Source organism: Pseudoxanthomonas sp. USHLN014 (assembly GCF_037153335.1).
Taxonomy (GTDB): domain Bacteria; phylum Pseudomonadota; class Gammaproteobacteria; order Xanthomonadales; family Xanthomonadaceae; genus Pseudoxanthomonas_A; species Pseudoxanthomonas_A winnipegensis.
The window spans coordinates 1-17,591 of record NZ_JBBCKO010000006.1; the positions used below are offsets into that span (position 1 = coordinate 1).

Genomic DNA, 17,591 nt, shown 5'->3' on the forward strand with positions numbered 1-17,591 from the left:
CGGGCGGGGGCCGCGCCTAGCGAGGCAGGACGCCGAGCGCCCGAATCAGGGCAGGATGCCCTGATTGAGGGATAAGCGGCCCCCGCCCGCCGGACCGCTGCCCCTCCGAAGCCAGACGCTCAACGGAAACGCGATCCCACTACTGCGAGAAGAACTCTGATCTTGATACTCCGAGCGAAAGCCCCGGGTTCCCGCGCTCGCTGGAACGACGATAGGGGGATGTAACGCGGGGCAGATGACCCGACCGAGAGAAAGGCGGACACCGCCCGACCGGCCGTTGCCTCGTCGAAGCCGAACCGCAGCCCTTGCAAGCGGCAAGGCGCTCGCGCCGAGCGCCCCGACCAGCAAAAGAACCGCCCGTCAGCCGTGATCGTGCGCGGCAGGCGCCGGTGCGCCGCCTTCGAGCTGGTCGAGGAAATCCACGGCGCGGCGCAGGTGCGGGATCACGATCGAACCGCCCACCACCAGCCCGACCGAAAAGGTCTCGAAGAACTCCTCGCGGGTCACGCCGACCTCCTTGCACTGGGCCACGTGATAGCTGATGCAGTCGTCGCAGCGCAGCACCATCGAGGCCACCAGACCGAGCAGCTCCTTGGTCTTAACGTCCAGCGCGCCGGCCTGGTAGGTCTGCGTATCGAGCGCGAAGAACCGGCGCACGACCTGGTTGGGCTCGGCCAGGATGCGCTGATTCATGCGCTGGCGGAACTCGGTGAAGGCCTGGACGCGGTCGGCCTCGGTCTCCCCGCCCTGGCTCATGCCGCGTCTCCGGCCAGCAGCGGCTCGAGCTTGCCGGCGCGGTGCAGCGCCATCATGTCGTCGTAGCCGCCGACGTGGGTCTCGCCGATGAAGATCTGCGGCACGCTGGTGCGCCGGGTGCGCGCCATCATCTTCTCGCGCTCGGCCGGATCGGTGTCGATGCGCACCTCCGTCCAGGTCTGGCCCTTGGACTTGAGGAAATTCTTGGCGGCCACGCAGTACGGGCACACGGCGGTGGAATACAAAGTGATCTGGGGTGCGCTCATGGGGAATTCTCGGCACGTGGGAAGGTCTGAAGACGCATCATGGTGGCATGTCACCGGCGGATCAGAGGGCGCAATGCAACGCTGCGGATTAACGACGGATTCACCCCGGGGCACAGGCGCACCGCCATGCTGCGCGGATTTCCGCCGATGCATCGAGGGATCGACCGCGTGCGCCTGACCCTGCTGGCCACTGCCCTGACCACGCTGATCGCCGCACCACTGGCGTTCGCCCAGGCCGACAGGCTGCCCGATATCGGCTCATCGGCCGGTGAACTGCTCACCCCCGCCCGCCAGCAGCAGTACGGCGCCATGACCCTGCGCGAACTGCGCAACTACGGCTATCTGCTGGACGACCCGCTGATCGACGACTGGCTGGACCGCGTGGGCGGCAAGCTGGCGGCCAACAGCGACCGCCCCTCGCAGCCCTTCACCTTCTTCATGCTGCGCGACCGGCAGATCAACGCGTTCGCCACGCTGGGCGGCTACATCGCGGTCAATTCCGGCCTGGTGCTGACCGCCGAGCGCGAGGACGAAGTGGCGGCGGTCCTGTCGCACGAGATCGCCCACGTCACCCAGCAGCACGTGCTGCGCAGCGTCGAGCGCGCCCAGCGCGACCAGATCCCGATCCTGCTGGGCATGCTGGGCGCGATCATCGCCGCGCAGGCGGCCGGCGGCCATTCCAGCGGCGATGCGACCCAGGCCGCGGTGATCAGCGGCATGGGGCTGATGCAGCAGCGCCAGATCGACTACACCCGCTCCAACGAGTCCGAGGCCGACCGCATCGGCATCCAGACCCTGGCCCGCGCCGGCTACGACCCCGATGCCATGGCCGGCTTCTTCAGCCGCATGGACCAGGCCATGCGCGCCAACAAGGGCGGCGAACGCGAGCGCACGCCCGACTATCTGCAGACCCACCCGGTCACCAGTTCGCGCATCAGCGAGGCGCACGACCGCGCCGAGCGGATCAAGCGCGAGAAGAACGTCATCACCACCGTCAGCACCCCGGGCGGCAAGATCGTCGAATCCAGTCCGCGTGAGGGCGACTACGCCGCCGGCGCGCGCAGCAACAACCCGCTGCTGCCCTTCCAGGTGACCCTGCCGCCGGCCAGCTTCGACAACGGCGCGACCGGGCTGTTCCAGTGGGCCAAGGAGCGCCTGCGCGTGCTCAGCGCCAACACGCCCGACCAGGCCATCCGCGAGTACGAGAGCATCCGCCGCAGCACCGGCGAACTGAGCGAGGCCCAGCAGTACGGCCTGGCCCTGGCGCAACTGCGCAACAACCAGCCCGGCGCCGCCGTGGCCGCCCTGACCCAGCTGCTGCAGCGCGCGCCCGGCAACCAGTGGCTGGGCATCGGCCTGGCCGAGGCCCAGGCCCGGGCCGGCGACGTGCCCGGGGCCAAGGCGCGCTTTAAGGACCTGATGGCGCGCACGCCCAACAGCCGCGCCGTGGCCCTGGGCTACGCCCAGGTGCTCAACGGCCAGGGCGACCGCGCCGGCGGCCAGCAGGCCCAGGCCGTGCTGCAGCCGCTGCTGGACGCCAGCGCGCAGGACCCGATCTTCCAGCAGGCCTACGCCCGCGCCTGCGAGCTGGCCGGCGACAGCGTCCGGGCCGGCGAGGCCTACGCCCAGGTCGCCTACCTCAACGGCCGCCCCGAGCAGGCCCTGACACAGCTCAGCAATCTGAAGAAGCGCGAGGCGCTGGACTATTACGCCCGCGCCCGCATCGACGCCCGCATCGCGGCCATCACCCCGGAGGTGCTGGCCCTGCGCGATGCCGGGGTCAAGGATCCGGACCTGGACCGCAACCGCTGAGGCCTCGGGCGCACCGGTCCGCGGCGGGTGTCACAATCGAGTCACAAAATTGTCGTCTACTGCCGCACGTCCCCAATCCGTCCGGCTCCCGTCCCGTGCAGAAGCGCATCCTGATCGTCGATGATGAACCCGCCATCCGTGACATGGTGGCCTTCGCCCTGCGCAAGGGCGAATTCGAGCCGGTGCATGCCGGCGACGCCCGCGAGGCGCAGGGCGCCATCGCCGACAAGGTGCCCGACCTGATCCTGCTGGACTGGATGCTGCCCGGCACCAGCGGCCTGGAGCTGGCCCGTCGCTGGCGCAAGGACGCCCTGACCCGCGAGGTGCCGATCATCATGCTCACCGCGCGCGGCGAGGAGAACGACCGCGTCGGCGGCCTGGAGGCCGGCGTGGACGACTACGTGGTCAAGCCCTTCTCGGCGCGCGAACTGCTGGCCCGCATCCGCGCGGTCATGCGCCGCTCGCGCGAGGACGAGGAGGACGGCAGCATCGCCCTGGGCGCGCTGCGCATCGACGGCGCCGCCCACCGCGTGTTCGCCGAGGACACGCCGGTGCCGATCGGCCCGACCGAGTACCGTCTGCTGCACTTCTTCATGACCCACCCCGAGCGCGTCTATACCCGCACCCAGCTGCTCGACCACGTCTGGGGCGGCAGCGTCTATGTGGAGGAGCGCACCGTGGACGTGCATATCCGCCGCCTGCGCAAGACCCTCGAACCGCACGGCGTGGACAACATGGTGCAGACCGTGCGCGGCTCGGGCTACCGCTTCTCGGTGTCCACTTAAGGCCCGTAACGAGGGAAATAGGTAACGAGTGGGCCGCCCCGCGACTGGGGCGTCCGCCCCGCTCGTGCCACGTTCCCCCACACGCGTGCCTCGCCTTGCGCTGCTCGCCCTGTCACATGTTCTGACTCACAATCCCCACATGCCTCAGCACCTGCGCTCGGCCTGGAACCGCACCCTGTTCCGCCTCGCCACCCTGCTCCTGATCGTTGCGGTCGCCGGCTGGCTGGCGGGCGCGTTCTGGCCGGTGCTGGCGGTGGGCGCGCTGTGCGTGGTGGCCTGGCAGTTCCTGCGCCTGCGGGCGGTGCTGCGCCGGCTGACGGCGCGCGCGCGGATCAAGCCGGCCGAAGGCGACGGAGTGTGGAACGAGCTGGACCGCCTGCTGCACCGGGGCCAGGTCGAGATGCGCACCCGCAAGCGACGCCTGCTGGCGATGCTGCGCGCCTATCGCGCCGCCGCGGCGGCCCTGCCGGACGCAGTGGTCGTCATCGACCGCAACAGCCAGCGCGTGCAGTGGTTCAACAAGGCCGGCACCACGCTGCTGGGCCTGCGCCATCCCGCCGACCTGCATGCGCCGGTGGTCGATCGCCTGCAGCCGCTGCCGATGGCGCACTGGCTCAGCGCCGGGCGCAACGCCGAGCCGATGCTCGACGCGGCCTCGCCGATCAACCCAGACCTGCGCCTGAACCTGCGCCTGATCCCCTACTCGGACCAGTACTGGCTGCTGGTGGCCCGCGATGTCAGCAAGCTCAACCGGCTGGAGGAAATGCGCCGCGACTTCGTGGCCAACGTCAGCCACGAGCTGCGTACGCCGCTGACCGTGGTGCACGGCTACCTGGACATGCTCGACGCCGACGAGATGCCCGAGTGGAAGCCGATCCTGGACGAGATGCAGAAGCAGTCCGCGCGCATGACCCAGCTGGTCGAGGACCTGCTGACGCTCTCGCGCCTGGAAGTGCAGGACAGCCTGGCCGACGAGGCCATCGCCATGGCGCCGATGCTGGCCACGCTGCGCCGCGAGGCCGAGGCGCTCAGCCGCGGCCGCCAGACCATCGTGGTGGAAGACAGCGGCGACATCGACCTGCGCGGCTCCAACAAGGAGCTGCACAGCGCCTTCTCCAACCTGGTCAGCAACGCGGTGCGCTACACCCCGGCCGGCGGCACGATCACCATCGGCCTGGCCCACGAGGGCGCCGGCGCGGTGCTGAGCGTGCGCGACACCGGCTACGGCATCCCGGCCGCGCACCTGCCGCGCATCACCGAGCGCTTCTACCGCGTCTCGACCAGCCGCTCGCGCGAGAGCGGCGGCACCGGCCTGGGCCTGTCCATCGTCAAGCATGTGCTGAACCTGCACCAGGCGCGGCTGGAGATCGAGAGCGCCGTCGGCCAGGGCAGCACCTTCTCGGTCCACTTCGGCCCGGCGCGCGTGCAGCCCCGTGAGTCCGCCTTCCCCTTCCCCCAGAGCCTTCCCGCATGATCGCCGCCGTCGAGCCGACCCTTGAAGCTGCAGATCCGCTGCGCGATCCTTCGCTGTACTTCAACCGCGAGCTGTCGCAGCTGGATTTCAACTTCCGCGTGCTGGCCCAGGCGCTGGATGGCAGCGTGCCGCTGCTGGAGCGGCTGCGCTTCCTGTGCATCAGCTGCACCAACCTGGACGAGTTCTTCGAGATCCGCGCCGCGACCGTGCGCCACGCGCAGGACTTCGGCCTGCCGCCGGGCCCGGACGGGCTGACGCCGGCCACGGTGCTGACGCGCATCCACGACCGCGCCGCCGAGCTGGTCGATGCGCAGTACAAGTGCTGGAACCAGGTGCTGCGCCCGGCGCTGAACGAGGCCGGCGTGCGCGTGCTCAGCCAGTCGGTGTGGAACGCGCGCCAGAAGCGCTGGCTGCGCGCCTACTTCCGCAACGAGATCATGCCGGTGCTCTCGCCGCTGGGCCTGGACCCCTCGCACCCGTTCCCGCGCATCCTCAACAAGTCGCTCAACATCGTGGTGGTGCTCAAGGGCAAGGACGCGTTCGGCCGCGCCGGCCACATGGCGATCGTGCGTGCGCCGCGCTCGCTGTCGCGCATCATCCACCTGCCCCAGCGCGTGTCCGGCGGCGAGCACGACTTCGTGCTGCTCTCCAGCGTGCTGTCGGCGTTCGTGGACGACCTGTTCCCGGGCATGGAGGTCAAGGGCGCCTACCAGTTCCGCGTCACCCGCAACTCCGAGCTGGTGGTGGACGAGGAGGACGTGGAGAACCTGGCCCTGGCCCTGCGCGATGAGCTGGCCGGCCGCGGCTACCGCCCGGCGGTGCGCCTGGAGATCGCCCACGACTGCCCCAAGGCCATCGTCAACACGCTGCTGGAGAACTTCAGCCTGACCGAGAACGCGGTCTACCGCATCGACGGCGCGGTCAACCTCAACCGCGTGATCCAGGTCTACGACCTGGTGCAGCGCCCGGAGCTGAAGTACCCGCCCTTCACCCCGCGCCAGCTGCGCGATGGCGATGCGATGTTCGAGACGGTGGCCGACGGCGACGTGCTGCTGAGCCATCCCTTCGATGCCTTCACCCCGGTGCTGGAGCTGCTCAAGCAGGCCGCCACCGACCCCAACGTGCTGGCGATCAAGCAGACGCTGTACCGCACCGGCAAGGACTCGGCCATCGTCGATGCGCTGGTGCTGGCCGCGCGCAACGGCAAGGACGTCACCGTGGTGGTCGAACTGCGCGCGCGCTTCGACGAGGAGGCCAACCTGGGCCAGGCCGACCGCCTGCAGGCCGCCGGCGTGCAGGTGGTGTACGGCGTGGTCGGCTTCAAGACCCACGCCAAGATGCTGCTGATCGTGCGCCGCGAGGGCCGCAAGCTGCGCCGCTACGTGCACCTGGGCACCGGCAACTACCACGCCGGCACCGCGCGCGCCTACACCGACCTGGGGCTGATCACCGCCAACCAAGACATAGGCAACGACGTGCACCTGCTGTTCCAGCAGCTCTCCGGGCTGGCGCCGACCACCAAGCTCAAGCTGATGCTGCAGTCGCCCTTCACCCTGCACCCGGGGATGATCAAGAAGATCGAGCGCGAGGCGCGCTTCGCCCGCGCCGGGCGGCCGGCGCGGATCATCATCAAGGTCAACGCGATCAACGAGCCGCGCGTGATCCGCGCGCTGTACGCCGCCTCGCAGGCCGGCGTGCAGATCGACCTGATCGTGCGCGGCGCCTGCACCGTGCGCCCGGGCGTGCCGGGCGTGTCGGAGAACATCCGGGTGCGCTCGATCGTCGGACGCTTCCTGGAGCACAGCCGCGTGTACTGGTTCGGCAACGACGGCGATCCGGAGCTGTACTGCGCCAGTGCCGACTGGCTGGAGCGCAACCTGCTCAACCGGGTCGAGGCCTGCTTCCCGATCCTGGACGAGAAGCTGTCCGCGCGCGTGTTCCGCGACCATCTGCAGAACTACCTGGACGACAACACCAACGCTTGGGAGCTGGATACCAACGGGGTCTACCACAAGCTCTCGCCCGGCCCGGACCAGGCGCCGCATTCGGCCCAGGGCACGCTGCTGGCCAAGCTCTGAGGCCGTGCCTGCCGGTCGAGGCACGGACGAGGGAGCGGCTTCGGCTACCATGCGCGCCATGCCTTTCACGCTCCTCGAGACCCTTTCCAGCCCGCTGCAGGACAACGACCAGCTGGCCGCTGTGGACTTAGGGTCCAACAGCTTCCACATGGTCGTGGCCCGCTATACCCAGGGTCAGCTGCGCGTGATCGATCGGCTGCGCGAGACCGTGCGCATGGCCGACGGCCTGGACGCCCGCGGCGGCCTGTCGCAGGAAGCCCACCAGCGCGCGATCGATTGCCTGTCGCGCTTCGGCCAGCGCATCCGCGAGCTGCCCGCCTCGCGCGTGCGCGCGCTGGCCACCAACACGGTGCGCCGGCTGGCGCTGCCGCAGAGCTTCCTGGTGCCGGCCGAGGCCGCGCTCGGCCATGCCATCGAGGTGGTGTCCGGCCGCGAGGAGGCGCGTCTGATCTACCTGGGCGTGGCCCAGGCGCAGCCGCCCAAGCCGGGCACGCGCCGGCTGGTGATCGACATCGGCGGCGGCTCGACCGAGTTCATCATCGGCAGCGGCCTGCAGACCCTGGAGCGCGAGAGCATCCAGGTCGGCTGCATCGCCAGCACGCGGCGCTTCTTTCCCGGCGGCAAGCTCTCGCGCAAGCGCTGGATGTCGGCGCTGACCGAGATCACCGCCGAGCTGCAGCAGTTCGCCCAGCAGTACCGGGCGCTGGGCTGGCAGGAGGCGATCGGCTCATCGGGCACGGCCAAGGCCATCGGCGACATCTGCGCGGCGATGAAGCTCACCAAGGGCGCGATCACCGCCGAGGCGCTGCCGCAGGTGCGCGAGCGCCTGCTGCAGGCCGAGCGCGTGGACGCGATCGACCTGCCGAGCCTGAGCAAGGACCGCCAGCCGATCATTGCCGGCGGCGTGCTGGTGATGGAGGCCGCGTTCCAGGCGCTGGGCATCGACCGGATGATGGTCAGCAAGGCCGCCATGCGCGAAGGCATCCTGTACGACATGCTCGGCCGCCGCGGCAGCGACGATCCGCGCGAACTGTCGGTGGCCACTATGATGCAGCGCTATGGCGTGGACATCGATCAGGCCGATCGCGTGGACGCCACCGCGCAGCGGCTGTTCGAACAGGTCGCCAAGGCCTGGGACCTGGGCGAGGACGATGCCCGCCTGCTGCACTGGGCCGCGCGCCTGCACGAGATCGGCCAGGCCGTTGCGCACAGCCAGTACCACGTGCACGGCGCCTATCTGCTCGAGCATTCGGACATCGCCGGCTTCTCGCGCCAGGAGCAGCTGATGCTGGCGGCCCTGGTGCGCACGCATCGCCGCGGCATCCCCAAGGCGGCGTTCGACGCCCTGCCGGACCGCCGCATCCCGGCGATCCGGCGCCTGGCCGCGCTGCTGCGCCTGGCCGTGCTGCTGCACCGCGCGCACGACGCCGCGCCGATCCCGACCCTGGAGCTGACGGCCGAAGGCGACACGCTGCGTCTGCTGCTGGACAAGCAGTGGATCGACGCGCGCCCGCTGCTGCGTGCGGACCTAATCGGCGAATCGGACGACATGCCCGGCCTCGGCGTGGCATTCAAGCCCTTCGTCACCTGAATTCAGCGACCGGCGTCACGCCGGTTTGCGCACGTGCACGCATTCTTGCCGTGTCCAACACGCCGCGTTCATCTTCAATCGAATACGGATGCTACTTTCGAGGAACCTGAACAGGCGAAGTGCGGCAGTGCCGTAATCCCGCTCGCACCTTGCCTTGGGCAACGTCCAAGAGGGCATGCATCGTGCACAACAACTCGGAAGACCTTATCCAGCGTGTGCTGACGCAGATCGCGTCGGCGTCGGTTTCGATCGACCGCAACATCGAGCAGATCCTGGGCGTCATGCGCGAACACCTGCAGATGGACGTGGCGTTCGTGTCCGAGTTCGGGTCGCGCGACCGCGTGTTCCGCCACGTCATCAACCCCACTGGGCGTGTGGTGCTCAGCCGCGGCGATTCCATGCCGATGGAGGCTGGCTACTGTCCGCGGGTGGTCGATGGTCGCCTGCCATCGCTGATCCCCGACACCTCCCGCCTGCCCGAGGCCATGGGGCTGCCGGAAACCATGAGCGTGCCGATCGGCTCGCACATCAGCGTGCCGATCCGGCTTTCCGACGGCAGCGTGTACGGCACGTTCTGCTGCTTCAGTTTCGAGGCAAAGCCGGGGCTGGACGAGCGCGACCTGCACGTGATGCGCGCCCTGGCCCAACTGGTCTCCCTGCAGGTCCAGGGCGACATCGATGCGGTGCGGCTGCACAACGAGAAGCTGCGACGCATCAGCAGCGTGCTGGAGATGGGCCAGCCGCGCACGGTGTACCAGCCCATCTACCGTCTGCACGACCGCGCCCTGATCGGCGTGGAATGCCTGTCGCGCTTCGACATGGAGCCCAAGCGCCCGCCCGACGTCTGGTTCAACGAGGCCAACGAGATCGGCCTGGGCATGCGCCTGGAGATCAACGCCATGCTGACCGCGCTGCAGGGCCTGCGCGGCATGCCGGGCGACTTCTATGTCTCGGTCAACATCTCGCCGCAGACCCTGGTCACGCAGAACATCCTGGGCCATCTGGATGTGATCGATGCCGGCCGGCTGGTGCTGGAGCTGACCGAGCATGCGCTGGTGGAGGACTATCCGGCGCTGCAGACGACCATCAAGCATCTGCGCGCGGCCGGCGTGCGCTTCGCGGTGGACGATGCGGGCGCCGGTTACTCCAGTATGCGCCACATCCTCACACTGCACCCCGAGATCATCAAGATGGACATCAGCCTGACGCGCGATATCGACCACGATCGCGCGCGCCAGGCGATGGCCGCGGCGCTGGTCGGCTTCGGCCGCCAGACCGGCAGTCACGTCACCGCCGAAGGCATCGAGACGCGCGAGGAGCTCGAGGCGCTGCAATCGCTCGGCGTCGGCCAGGGCCAGGGCTACTACCTGTCCCATCCGCTCAAGCACGACGATCTGCGCGCACTGCTGCAGGCCGACGCCGTGTTCGGCTAAAGGCCACCGACGCTCGCCAGGCGGCTGCGCGCCTGCACCCGCGACGGGGCGATTTCGGGTTCCGCTTCGCTGCGCGAAAGGGAAGAGGTCGGGGGGCAACTGTCTCCTCAAATCTCGCGGCGGTCTGCCTGTAGAGCGGAGCTTGCTCCGCTGGGGCCTTTCCCACGAACTGAACGAGGAGCAGCGGAGCAAGCTCCGCTCTACAGGTGGGGGCCGCCCGTGGCGGCGACGGGCTTTCCCCGCTTTCTCGGCCCTCCCAGCTGCACCCAGGAGTCAAACTTTCCTTCCTGAGGAAACCCACACCCGTCGTTCCCGCGAACGTGGGAACCCAGCACCTCGATCCAACGCGCGAAAGTCCCTGGATTCCCGCCTTCGCGGGAATGAGGGTAGGAAGTGGCTGGCGTCTGTCAGTCACCGCCCTTGTGGGAGCCGCCCTTGTGGCCTTTTCGGCCAATGGCGGCGAAGGCTTTACTGGTAAAGCCCCGTCGCCGCCATGGCGGCTCCCACGGATCCCACAGATCCCATAGGCCCCACAGGGTCACGGCGACCGTGGCGGCTTTCATGCAACTGACATCGCGCTGACATCGACGCTGCATCCGCGCCTCCCACCCTATGTCAAACCCGGGAGGCGCCCATGCGCTATGTCATCGTCACCGAGACCTATCCGCCGGAAGTCAACGGCGTCGCCTTGACCGTGCAGGGCCTGGAGGAAGGCCTGCGCCAGCGGGGCCACCACGTCAGCGTGGTGCGCCCGCGCCAGGACGGCGCGGCGCAGACCGCGCAGGACACCGTGCTGGTACGCGGAGCGGGCCTGCCGCGCTATCCCGGCCTGCGCTTCGGCCTGCCGGCCCCCCTGCAGCTGAAGGAACACTTCCGCGCCTTCGCGCCCGACGCGATCTACGTGGCCACCGAGGGCCCGCTGGGCTGGTCGGCGCTGCGCGCGGCCCAGCGCCTGGGCATTCCGGTGGCGACCGGCTTCCACACGCGCTTCGACCACTACATGGGCGATTACGGCCTGCCCTGGCTGCAGCCGGTCGCGCTGGGCTGGATGCGCCGTTTCCACAACCGCGGCAACGCCACGCTGGTGCCGACCCACGAGCTGGCGCAGTGGCTGCAAGGCCAGGGCTTCGGCAAGGTCAAGCGGCTGGCGCGCGCGGTGGATACCGGCCAGTTCCACCCGGGCTTCCGCAGCGACGCGCTGCGCGCGCTATGGGGCGCCGGCGAGGCCACGCCGGTGCTGCTGTCGGTGGGTCGCATCGCGGCCGAAAAAAACCTTGGCCTGGCGGTCCAGGCCTTCCGTGCGCTGCAGGCCCGCGTGCCGCGAGCCCGCATGGTCTGGGTCGGCGATGGCCCGGAGCGGGCGGCGCTGCAGCAGGCCAATCCGGACTTCGTATTCTGCGGCGTACAGCGCGGCGCCGAGCTGGCGCGGCACTACGCCAGCGCCGACCTGTTCGTGTTCCCCAGCCGCAGCGAGACCTTCGGCAACGTGACCCTGGAGGCGATGGCCAGCGGCCTGGCCACGGTGGCCTTCGACTCGGGCGCCGCGCACGAGCATCTGCGCAATGGCCTGCACGGGGCGGCGGTCGGCGACGACGCGCAGTTCGTCGCGGCGGTGCTGGAACTGGGCGGCGACGCGCAGCGCCTGCGCGCGATGGGCGCCGCGGCGCACCAGGCGGTCCAGGCGCTGCAGCCGGCCCAGGTGGCCGCGGATTTCGATGCCCTGCTCGCCGGGCTCGCCCATTCCCGCAAGGAGGAGTCCGCCGATGCGCTCGCCGTCTGAACTCTCGCTGCCGCGCGAAGCGCGCGTGTGCCTGCTGGCCAATCGCCTGGGTCGCCGCAGCGATGTGCGGCGCTTCTTCTCCATCGTCAGCCGCCTGGGCGATGGCGTGTTCTGGTACGCGCTGATGGGCGCGCTGATCGTGTTCGACGGCTGGCATGGCCTGGCCGCGGCGGCGCACCTGGCGGCGACCGGCGCGATTGCGCTGGTGCTGTACAAGGGCCTCAAGCGCTGGACCCGGCGGCCGCGGCCGTTCGCCTCGGACGTGCGCATCCAGGCCTGGGTGGCGCCGCTGGACGAGTTCTCCTTCCCCTCGGGTCACACGCTGCATGCGGTGGCCTTCACCGTGGTGGCGCTGGCGCACTACCCGGCGCTGGCGCCGCTGCTGCTGCCTTTCACCGCCTGCGTGGCGACCTCACGCGTGGTGCTGGGCCTGCACTATCCCAGCGACGTGCTGGCCGCCACGGTGATCGGCATCGGCCTGGCCGCGCTGGCGCTGTGGGTGGTGCCGGGCGTCAGCCTGTTCGTCTGAGCGCGTCTAGCGTCGCTCAGGCTTCCCACTGCTCCACTTCCACCGCCGGCAGCAGCGGGCGCAGGGCCTCGCCGCCGGGCTGGGAGAGCAGCTTCTGCGCGTCGCTGCGCGCCATGTCCAGGGTCAGGCGCCAGCCGGCTTCTTCGTGGGCTTCGCCGCGCACGGCTTCCAGGTCGAACAGGCGCGCGCGCAGCCGACCGGCGCTGGACGGCAGCAGCACCTCGCCACGGATGCGCTCCAGGCCCAGGCGCTGGGCCAGCGCGTCCTGCAGCAGTTCCAGACCCACGCCATCGCGCGCCGAGATCCACACCCGCTCGCGCGCCAGACCCAGCGTGCCCGGTTCGGTGGTCTCGTCCAGCGCGCCCTCGGGCGCGTCGTGGCGCGGCTGTGCGCCCTCGATGCGGTCGATCTTGTTGAACACCAGCAGCTGCGGGATGTCGCCAGCGCCGATCTCGTTCAACACCAGGTCGACCTGGGCCATGCGCTCCTCGCGCAGCGGATCGGCCGCGTCGACCACGTGCAGCAGCAGGTCGGCCTCGCGCGCCTCGGACAGGGTGGAGCGGAACGCGGCGACCAACTCGTGCGGCAGATCGCGCACGAAGCCGACCGTGTCGGCCAGCACCACCGCGCCGCCGGCCAGATTCACCCGGCGCACGGTCGGATCCAGCGTGGCGAACAGCTGGTCGGCGGCATACGCCTCCGCGCCGGTCAGCGCGTTGAACAGGGTCGACTTGCCGGCGTTGGTGTAGCCGACCAGCGCCACGCGCGGCAGCTCGCTGCGCACGCGCGCACGGCGCATCTGGGTGTGCTGCACCTCGACCTTTTCCAGCCGCTTCTGCAGCTGGTCCACGCGCTTCTGCAGCAGGCGGCGGTCGGTTTCCAGCTGGGTCTCACCCGGGCCGCGCAGGCCGATGGAGCCGCCGCGCTGGCGCTCAAGGTGGGTCCAGCCACGCACCAGACGCGTGGCGATGTGCTTGAGCTGGGCCAGTTCGACCTGCAGCTTGCCCTCGTGGCTGCGCGCGCGCTGGGCGAAGATGTCCAGGATCAGTCCGGTGCGGTCCAGCACGCGGCGCTCCAGGGCCTTTTCCAGGTTGCGCTCCTGACCCGGCGTCAGGGCATGGTTGACCAGGATCAGGTCGGCGCCGGTGGCATCGGCCGCGGCCTTGACCTCGTCCAGCTTGCCGCTGCCGATGAAGGTGGACGGGCTGGGCCGGTCGGCACGGGCGGTGACCAGGGCGGCGATGGTGGCGCCGGCCGAGCGCGCCAGCTCGGTGAACTCCTCGGCGGCATCCTCGTCGCTGGAGGCGGCGGCGGTTCCGCCGCGCACCGGCTGGATCAGCAGGGCATGCTCGCCCCGGCGGGAACGTTCGAACAACTCAGTCGGCATCGGTCACGGCAATCACGGGCTAAGGCCACAGGATGGTGGCGACTATCCTCCGCTTCAACCGCGGGCGGACGCGATGCGGTGCGCATCCGACCAATGGACGCCCGGCCTGAACCGGGCGACTCTGGCGACTACTCGTCCTCGGCCTCGTCAGACGAGGGCTCGGCGCCGTCGGCACCTGGCTGCACATAGCCGCCGCCAGGCCCCACGCGCACGTTGCGCGCCGGCACCACGGTGGAGATGGCGTGCTTGTAGACCATCTGGCTCACGGTATTGCGCAGCAGCACCACGAACTGATCGAAGGACTCGATCGTCCCCTGCAGCTTGATGCCGTTGACCAGATAGACCGACACCGGAACCCGCTCGCGGCGCAGCGCGTTGAGGAAAGGATCCTGCAGGGATTGCCCCTTGGACATGCGAATGCTCCCGCCCATTCTTTCGATGGGACTGTTCTTGTAATGGGCCGGCGCGGTGACTGCTCCCCGAACCGCGGCCGGTCACGGGATATTACACAAGGCCGGCGGATTGACCAGACGCCATGTCGCGGTTTTCGCGGCAAGGCGGCTCAGCGGCCCAGGAACAGCGCCAGCGCGTCCTCCAGCCCGGCGCGCTGGGTCGCCGGGTCGAACCAGCGCAGGTCGTGGCGCGCCCGCAGCCAGGTGGACTGGCGCTTGGCCAGCTGGCGGGTGGCGGCGATGGCGCGTTCGCGGAAGTCCTCCGCGCTGCCCTGCCCGTCCAGGAACTCCCAGGCCTGGCGATAGCCGACCGCGCGCACCGCCGGCAGGTCCAGCGGCGCCGGGGCAGCCTGCATCTGCGGCAGGGCCCGCAGCGCACGCACTTCATCGAGGAATCCGGCCGCGAGCATGGTGTCGAAGCGCTGCGCGATGCGCGCGTGCAGCAGCGCGCGGTCGGCCGGCGCCAGGGCCAGCTTGAGCAGGCGCACGGGCAGCCGCGCGTCGCCGCGACCCTTGGCCTGCCAGGCGCTGATCGGCTTGCCGCTGAGGCGGTAGACCTCCAGCGCGCGCTGGATGCGCTGCGGATCGGTGGGCTTGATCCGGGCCGCCGCCAAGGGGTCGACCTGCGCCAGTTGCGCATGCAGCGCGGGCCAGCCCTGCGCGGCGGCCTCGGCGGCAAGCGTGGCGCGCAGCCCGGGATCGGCCTGCGGCATGGCCGCCAGGCCTTCGGTCAGCGCCTGGAAGTACAGGCCGGTGCCGCCGGCCAGGATCGGGATGCGGCCGCGCGCGAGGATGGCCTCGAGCGCGGCGCGCGCCTCGAGCGCGAAGTCCGCCGCCGAGTACGTCTGCCAGGGATCGCGCATGTCGACCAGGTGATGCGGCACCTGCGCCCGCTCCTCGGCGCTGGGCTTGGCCGCGCCGATGTCCAGGCCGCGATAGACCAGCGCCGAATCGACGCTGACGATCTCCCCACCCAGCCGCTGCGCCCAGTCCAGGGCCAGCGCGGACTTGCCCGAGGCGGTGGGCCCGAGCAGGGCGATGGCAGGCGGCAGCAGCAGGTTCGACATGCGCGACAGTCTGCGGGGTGTCGAGCGAGGGGTCCATTGCGCCGGCGATGACTCGCTTCCTGAAGCCGATGGTTGCGAGACTGAAGTTTTCCGGGGAAAGCCCTTCGCCGCCATTGGCCAAAGAGCCATAAGGGCGCCTTCCACCTGTAGGGCGGAGCTTGTGGCAACCCCGTCTTGGGGACTCCGCTGGGGCTTCCCGATGATCCGGCCGAAATGCAGCGGAGCAAGCTCCGCTCTACAGGAAGGCCGCGACATGATTCGAAGGGGCGGTTGCGCCGGCAAAAAGGAAGCGCCGGTGCCCAGGCCTCAGAAGCTGTCACCGGGGACGCGTATCCAGCCTTCCATCAGCACGCGTGCGCTGCGGCTCATGAGGGCCTTGGTGACCTGCCACTGGCCCTCGACCTGTTGCGCCTGGGCGCCCACGCGCAGGGTGCCGGAAGGGTGGCCGAAGCGCACCGCGCTGCGTGCCCCGCCGCCGGCGGCGAGGTTGACCAGCGTGCCGGGAATCGCCGCCGCCGTGCCGATAGCCACCGCGGCGGTGCCCATCATCGCGTGGTGCAGCTTGCCCATCGACATCGCGCGCACGCGCAGGTCGATCTCGCCGGCCTCGACGGTCCTGCCGCTGGAGGCGACGTAGCTGTCGGCCGGCGCGACGAAGGCCAGCTTGGGCGTGTGCTGGCGCCGGGCCGCCTCGTCCAGCGTCCGGATCAGGCCCATGCGCAGCGCGCCGTGGGCGCGGATGATCTCCAGCCGCGCCAGGGCCGCGGCGTCCTCGTTGATCGCGCCCTGCAGCTCACTGCCGGTGTAGCCCAGCGCCGCGGCGTCGAGGAAGATCGTCGGGATGCCGGCATTGATCAGCGTGGCCTGGAAGCTGCCCACGCCGGGCACCTTCAGGGTGTCGACCACATGCCCGGTGGGGAACATCGCGCCGCCGTCCTCGCCGTCGTCGGCCGGGTCGAGGAACTCCAACTGCACCTCGGCCGCCGGGAAAGTCACGCCGTCGAGTTCGAAGTCGCCGGTCTCCTGCACCTGCCCGTCGGTGATGGGCACGTGGGCGACGATGGTCTTGCCGATGTTGGCCTGCCAGATGCGCACCGTGCACAGGCCATCGCGCGGCACCTTCGCCGGATCGATCAGGCCGGAGGCGATGGCGAACGGCCCCACCGCCGCCGACAGGTTGCCGCAGTTGCCCGACCAGTCCACGAAGGCGCTGTCGATGGACACCTGGCCGAACAGATAGTCCACGTCGTGGTCGGCGCGCGCGCTGCGCGAGACGATCACCGCCTTGCTGGTGCTGGACGTCGCGCCGCCCATGCCGTCGATCTGCTTGCCGTACGGATCGGGGCTGCCGATCACCCGCAGCAGCAGCGCATCGCGCGCCGCGCCGGGCATCTGCGCGCGCTCGGGCAGGTCCTGCAGGCGGAAGAACACGCCCTTGGAGGTGCCACCGCGCAGGTAGGTGGCGGGGATCCTGATCTGCGGCACATGCGACATGAGGACATCCTTTCAGCGTGCGCGCGGCACGCGTTGCATCAGAGGGAAAAGGCCGCCTGCACGGGCTGCGTCGCGGCGGGCGCCAGCGTCCAGCGCGACAGGGTCCGGTAGCGGTAGGGATCGCCGCTGCCGATGGCCAGCTCGAAACTCTCGATCGGCCAGTCGATCGCGCGGATCGGCTTGATGCGCTGGCGCCGGGCCTCGACGTCGTAGCGATAGCTCAGCGTCACGTGCGGGCGGTGGCCCTTGCGACTGGTCAACAGGCCCTGGTCGGCGATGGCCAGCTTCAGCGCGAGCAGCAGTTCCTTCAGCGCGTCGACCGGCTGCGAACAGCACAGCTCGATATTGGCGCTGGCGCGCGCGTTGGGGCTCACCCGCAGCTGGTCCAGCGACAGCAGGAAGCCGCGCGCCTGCACGGCCTGACCGGCCTGCAGCAGCAGCGCGCGTGTCTGCGGTGAATCGATGAAGCGGTCCGACAGCGTCTGGTGCCAGTTGACCAGCGGGAACATCGCCAGCCCCGTGGCCGCCTGGATGCCCTGCTCGCGCGTGGCGACATCGAAGACCTCGCGCATCGCCGCCTCGGGGCGGGCGATGAATAGCAGGCGGTCGCCGCCCATTTCCTTGCTCCACAGCCGATCGAGCAGCTGACCTGGCGGCGGCGTGGGAGGCTGCGGTCGCATGGTGGTC

General features: G+C 70.0%; 15 protein-coding genes. 8 read left to right on the top strand and 7 right to left on the bottom strand.

Annotated elements, in window-relative coordinates; translation table 11 throughout:
- Positions 1–360: 360 nt before the first annotated feature.
- The gene (locus tag WFQ05_RS11785; protein WP_130523499.1) at positions 361–756 is read right to left on the bottom strand and encodes a carboxymuconolactone decarboxylase family protein; all 396 of its coding nucleotides are present in this window, start codon (positions 754–756) and stop codon (positions 361–363) included.
- Positions 753–1,022, bottom strand: a complete 270-nt coding sequence (grxC, locus tag WFQ05_RS11790) for a glutaredoxin 3 (RefSeq protein ID WP_130519979.1) — start codon at positions 1,020–1,022, stop codon at positions 753–755. The genes WFQ05_RS11785 and grxC overlap by 4 nt, the downstream gene beginning before the upstream one ends.
- A 147-nt stretch (positions 1,023–1,169) precedes the next feature.
- On the opposite strand from grxC, the gene WFQ05_RS11795 reads away from it, so the two are divergent.
- The 8 genes from WFQ05_RS11795 to WFQ05_RS11830 all read left to right on the top strand — a co-directional run bounded on the left by WFQ05_RS11795 (position 1,170) and on the right by WFQ05_RS11830 (position 12,504).
- Complete coding sequence (locus WFQ05_RS11795) at positions 1,170–2,834, top strand: M48 family metalloprotease (RefSeq protein ID WP_337053961.1); 1,665 nt, start codon at positions 1,170–1,172, stop codon at positions 2,832–2,834.
- 95 nt (positions 2,835–2,929) lie between these two features.
- Positions 2,930–3,619 (top strand): phosphate regulon transcriptional regulator PhoB, encoded by a 690-nt coding sequence (gene phoB, locus WFQ05_RS11800; protein ID WP_130519977.1) that lies wholly within the window; start codon positions 2,930–2,932, stop codon positions 3,617–3,619.
- A 139-nt stretch (positions 3,620–3,758) separates the two neighbouring features.
- Positions 3,759–5,093, top strand: coding sequence for a phosphate regulon sensor histidine kinase PhoR (phoR, locus tag WFQ05_RS11805; RefSeq protein WP_130519974.1), 1,335 nt, complete (start codon positions 3,759–3,761; stop codon positions 5,091–5,093).
- The gene (ppk1, locus tag WFQ05_RS11810; RefSeq protein ID WP_337053962.1) at positions 5,090–7,171 is read left to right on the top strand and encodes a polyphosphate kinase 1; all 2,082 of its coding nucleotides are present in this window, start codon (positions 5,090–5,092) and stop codon (positions 7,169–7,171) included. Before phoR ends, ppk1 begins: the two co-directional genes overlap by 4 nt.
- Before the next feature lie 58 nt (positions 7,172–7,229).
- Positions 7,230–8,762: an exopolyphosphatase gene (ppx, locus tag WFQ05_RS11815; protein WP_130523497.1), complete on the top strand. Its 1,533-nt coding sequence runs from the start codon at positions 7,230–7,232 to the stop codon at positions 8,760–8,762.
- A 182-nt stretch (positions 8,763–8,944) separates the two neighbouring features.
- A complete protein-coding gene (locus WFQ05_RS11820) occupies positions 8,945–10,195 on the top strand; it encodes an EAL domain-containing protein (RefSeq protein WP_337053963.1) in 1,251 nt (416 codons plus the stop codon).
- A gap of 634 nt (positions 10,196–10,829) precedes the next feature.
- On the top strand, positions 10,830–11,975 hold the full coding sequence (locus tag WFQ05_RS11825) for a glycosyltransferase family 1 protein (protein ID WP_306992971.1): 1,146 nt from the start codon (positions 10,830–10,832) through the stop codon (positions 11,973–11,975).
- On the top strand, positions 11,959–12,504 hold the full coding sequence (locus WFQ05_RS11830; RefSeq protein WP_306992973.1) for a phosphatase PAP2 family protein: 546 nt from the start codon (positions 11,959–11,961) through the stop codon (positions 12,502–12,504). Before WFQ05_RS11825 ends, WFQ05_RS11830 begins: the two co-directional genes overlap by 17 nt.
- A gap of 16 nt (positions 12,505–12,520) precedes the next feature.
- Here the strand turns inward: WFQ05_RS11830 and hflX are convergent, their stop codons facing one another.
- The 5 genes from hflX to WFQ05_RS11855 form a co-directional block, all read right to left on the bottom strand.
- Positions 12,521–13,879: a ribosome rescue GTPase HflX gene (gene hflX, locus WFQ05_RS11835; RefSeq protein ID WP_130529128.1), complete on the bottom strand. Its 1,359-nt coding sequence runs from the start codon at positions 13,877–13,879 to the stop codon at positions 12,521–12,523.
- Between the two features lie 140 nt (positions 13,880–14,019).
- The gene (hfq, locus tag WFQ05_RS11840) at positions 14,020–14,304 is read right to left on the bottom strand and encodes an RNA chaperone Hfq (protein WP_130533796.1); all 285 of its coding nucleotides are present in this window, start codon (positions 14,302–14,304) and stop codon (positions 14,020–14,022) included.
- Between the two features lie 149 nt (positions 14,305–14,453).
- On the bottom strand, positions 14,454–15,410 hold the full coding sequence (miaA, locus tag WFQ05_RS11845) for a tRNA (adenosine(37)-N6)-dimethylallyltransferase MiaA (RefSeq protein WP_306992978.1): 957 nt from the start codon (positions 15,408–15,410) through the stop codon (positions 14,454–14,456).
- 306 nt (positions 15,411–15,716) lie between these two features.
- Positions 15,717–16,904 (bottom strand): 2-methylaconitate cis-trans isomerase PrpF, encoded by a 1,188-nt coding sequence (gene prpF / locus WFQ05_RS11850; protein ID WP_337053964.1) that lies wholly within the window; start codon positions 16,902–16,904, stop codon positions 15,717–15,719.
- 38 nt (positions 16,905–16,942) lie between these two features.
- On the bottom strand, positions 16,943–17,584 hold the full coding sequence (locus tag WFQ05_RS11855) for a 2'-5' RNA ligase family protein (RefSeq protein WP_337053966.1): 642 nt from the start codon (positions 17,582–17,584) through the stop codon (positions 16,943–16,945).
- Between the last annotated feature and the right edge of the window lie 7 nt (positions 17,585–17,591).

Bases quoted from the DNA above. Each gene is read 5' to 3' on its own strand.
- WFQ05_RS11785 (WP_130523499.1), bottom strand. From the start codon at position 756: ATGAGCCAGGGCGGGGAGACCGAGGCCGACCGCGTCCAGGCCTTCACC.
- grxC (WP_130519979.1), bottom strand. From the start codon at position 1,022: ATGAGCGCACCCCAGATCACTTTGTATTCCACCGCCGTGTGCCCGTAC.
- WFQ05_RS11795 (WP_337053961.1), top strand. From the start codon at position 1,170: ATGCATCGAGGGATCGACCGCGTGCGCCTGACCCTGCTGGCCACTGCC.
- phoR (WP_130519974.1), top strand. From the start codon at position 3,759: ATGCCTCAGCACCTGCGCTCGGCCTGGAACCGCACCCTGTTCCGCCTC.
- ppk1 (WP_337053962.1), top strand. From the start codon at position 5,090: ATGATCGCCGCCGTCGAGCCGACCCTTGAAGCTGCAGATCCGCTGCGC.
- ppx (WP_130523497.1), top strand. From the start codon at position 7,230: ATGCCTTTCACGCTCCTCGAGACCCTTTCCAGCCCGCTGCAGGACAAC.
- WFQ05_RS11825 (WP_306992971.1), top strand. From the start codon at position 10,830: ATGCGCTATGTCATCGTCACCGAGACCTATCCGCCGGAAGTCAACGGC.
- WFQ05_RS11830 (WP_306992973.1), top strand. From the start codon at position 11,959: ATGCGCTCGCCGTCTGAACTCTCGCTGCCGCGCGAAGCGCGCGTGTGC.
- hfq (WP_130533796.1), bottom strand. From the start codon at position 14,304: ATGTCCAAGGGGCAATCCCTGCAGGATCCTTTCCTCAACGCGCTGCGC.
- miaA (WP_306992978.1), bottom strand. From the start codon at position 15,410: ATGTCGAACCTGCTGCTGCCGCCTGCCATCGCCCTGCTCGGGCCCACC.
- prpF (WP_337053964.1), bottom strand. From the start codon at position 16,904: ATGTCGCATGTGCCGCAGATCAGGATCCCCGCCACCTACCTGCGCGGT.
- WFQ05_RS11855 (WP_337053966.1), bottom strand. From the start codon at position 17,584: ATGCGACCGCAGCCTCCCACGCCGCCGCCAGGTCAGCTGCTCGATCGG.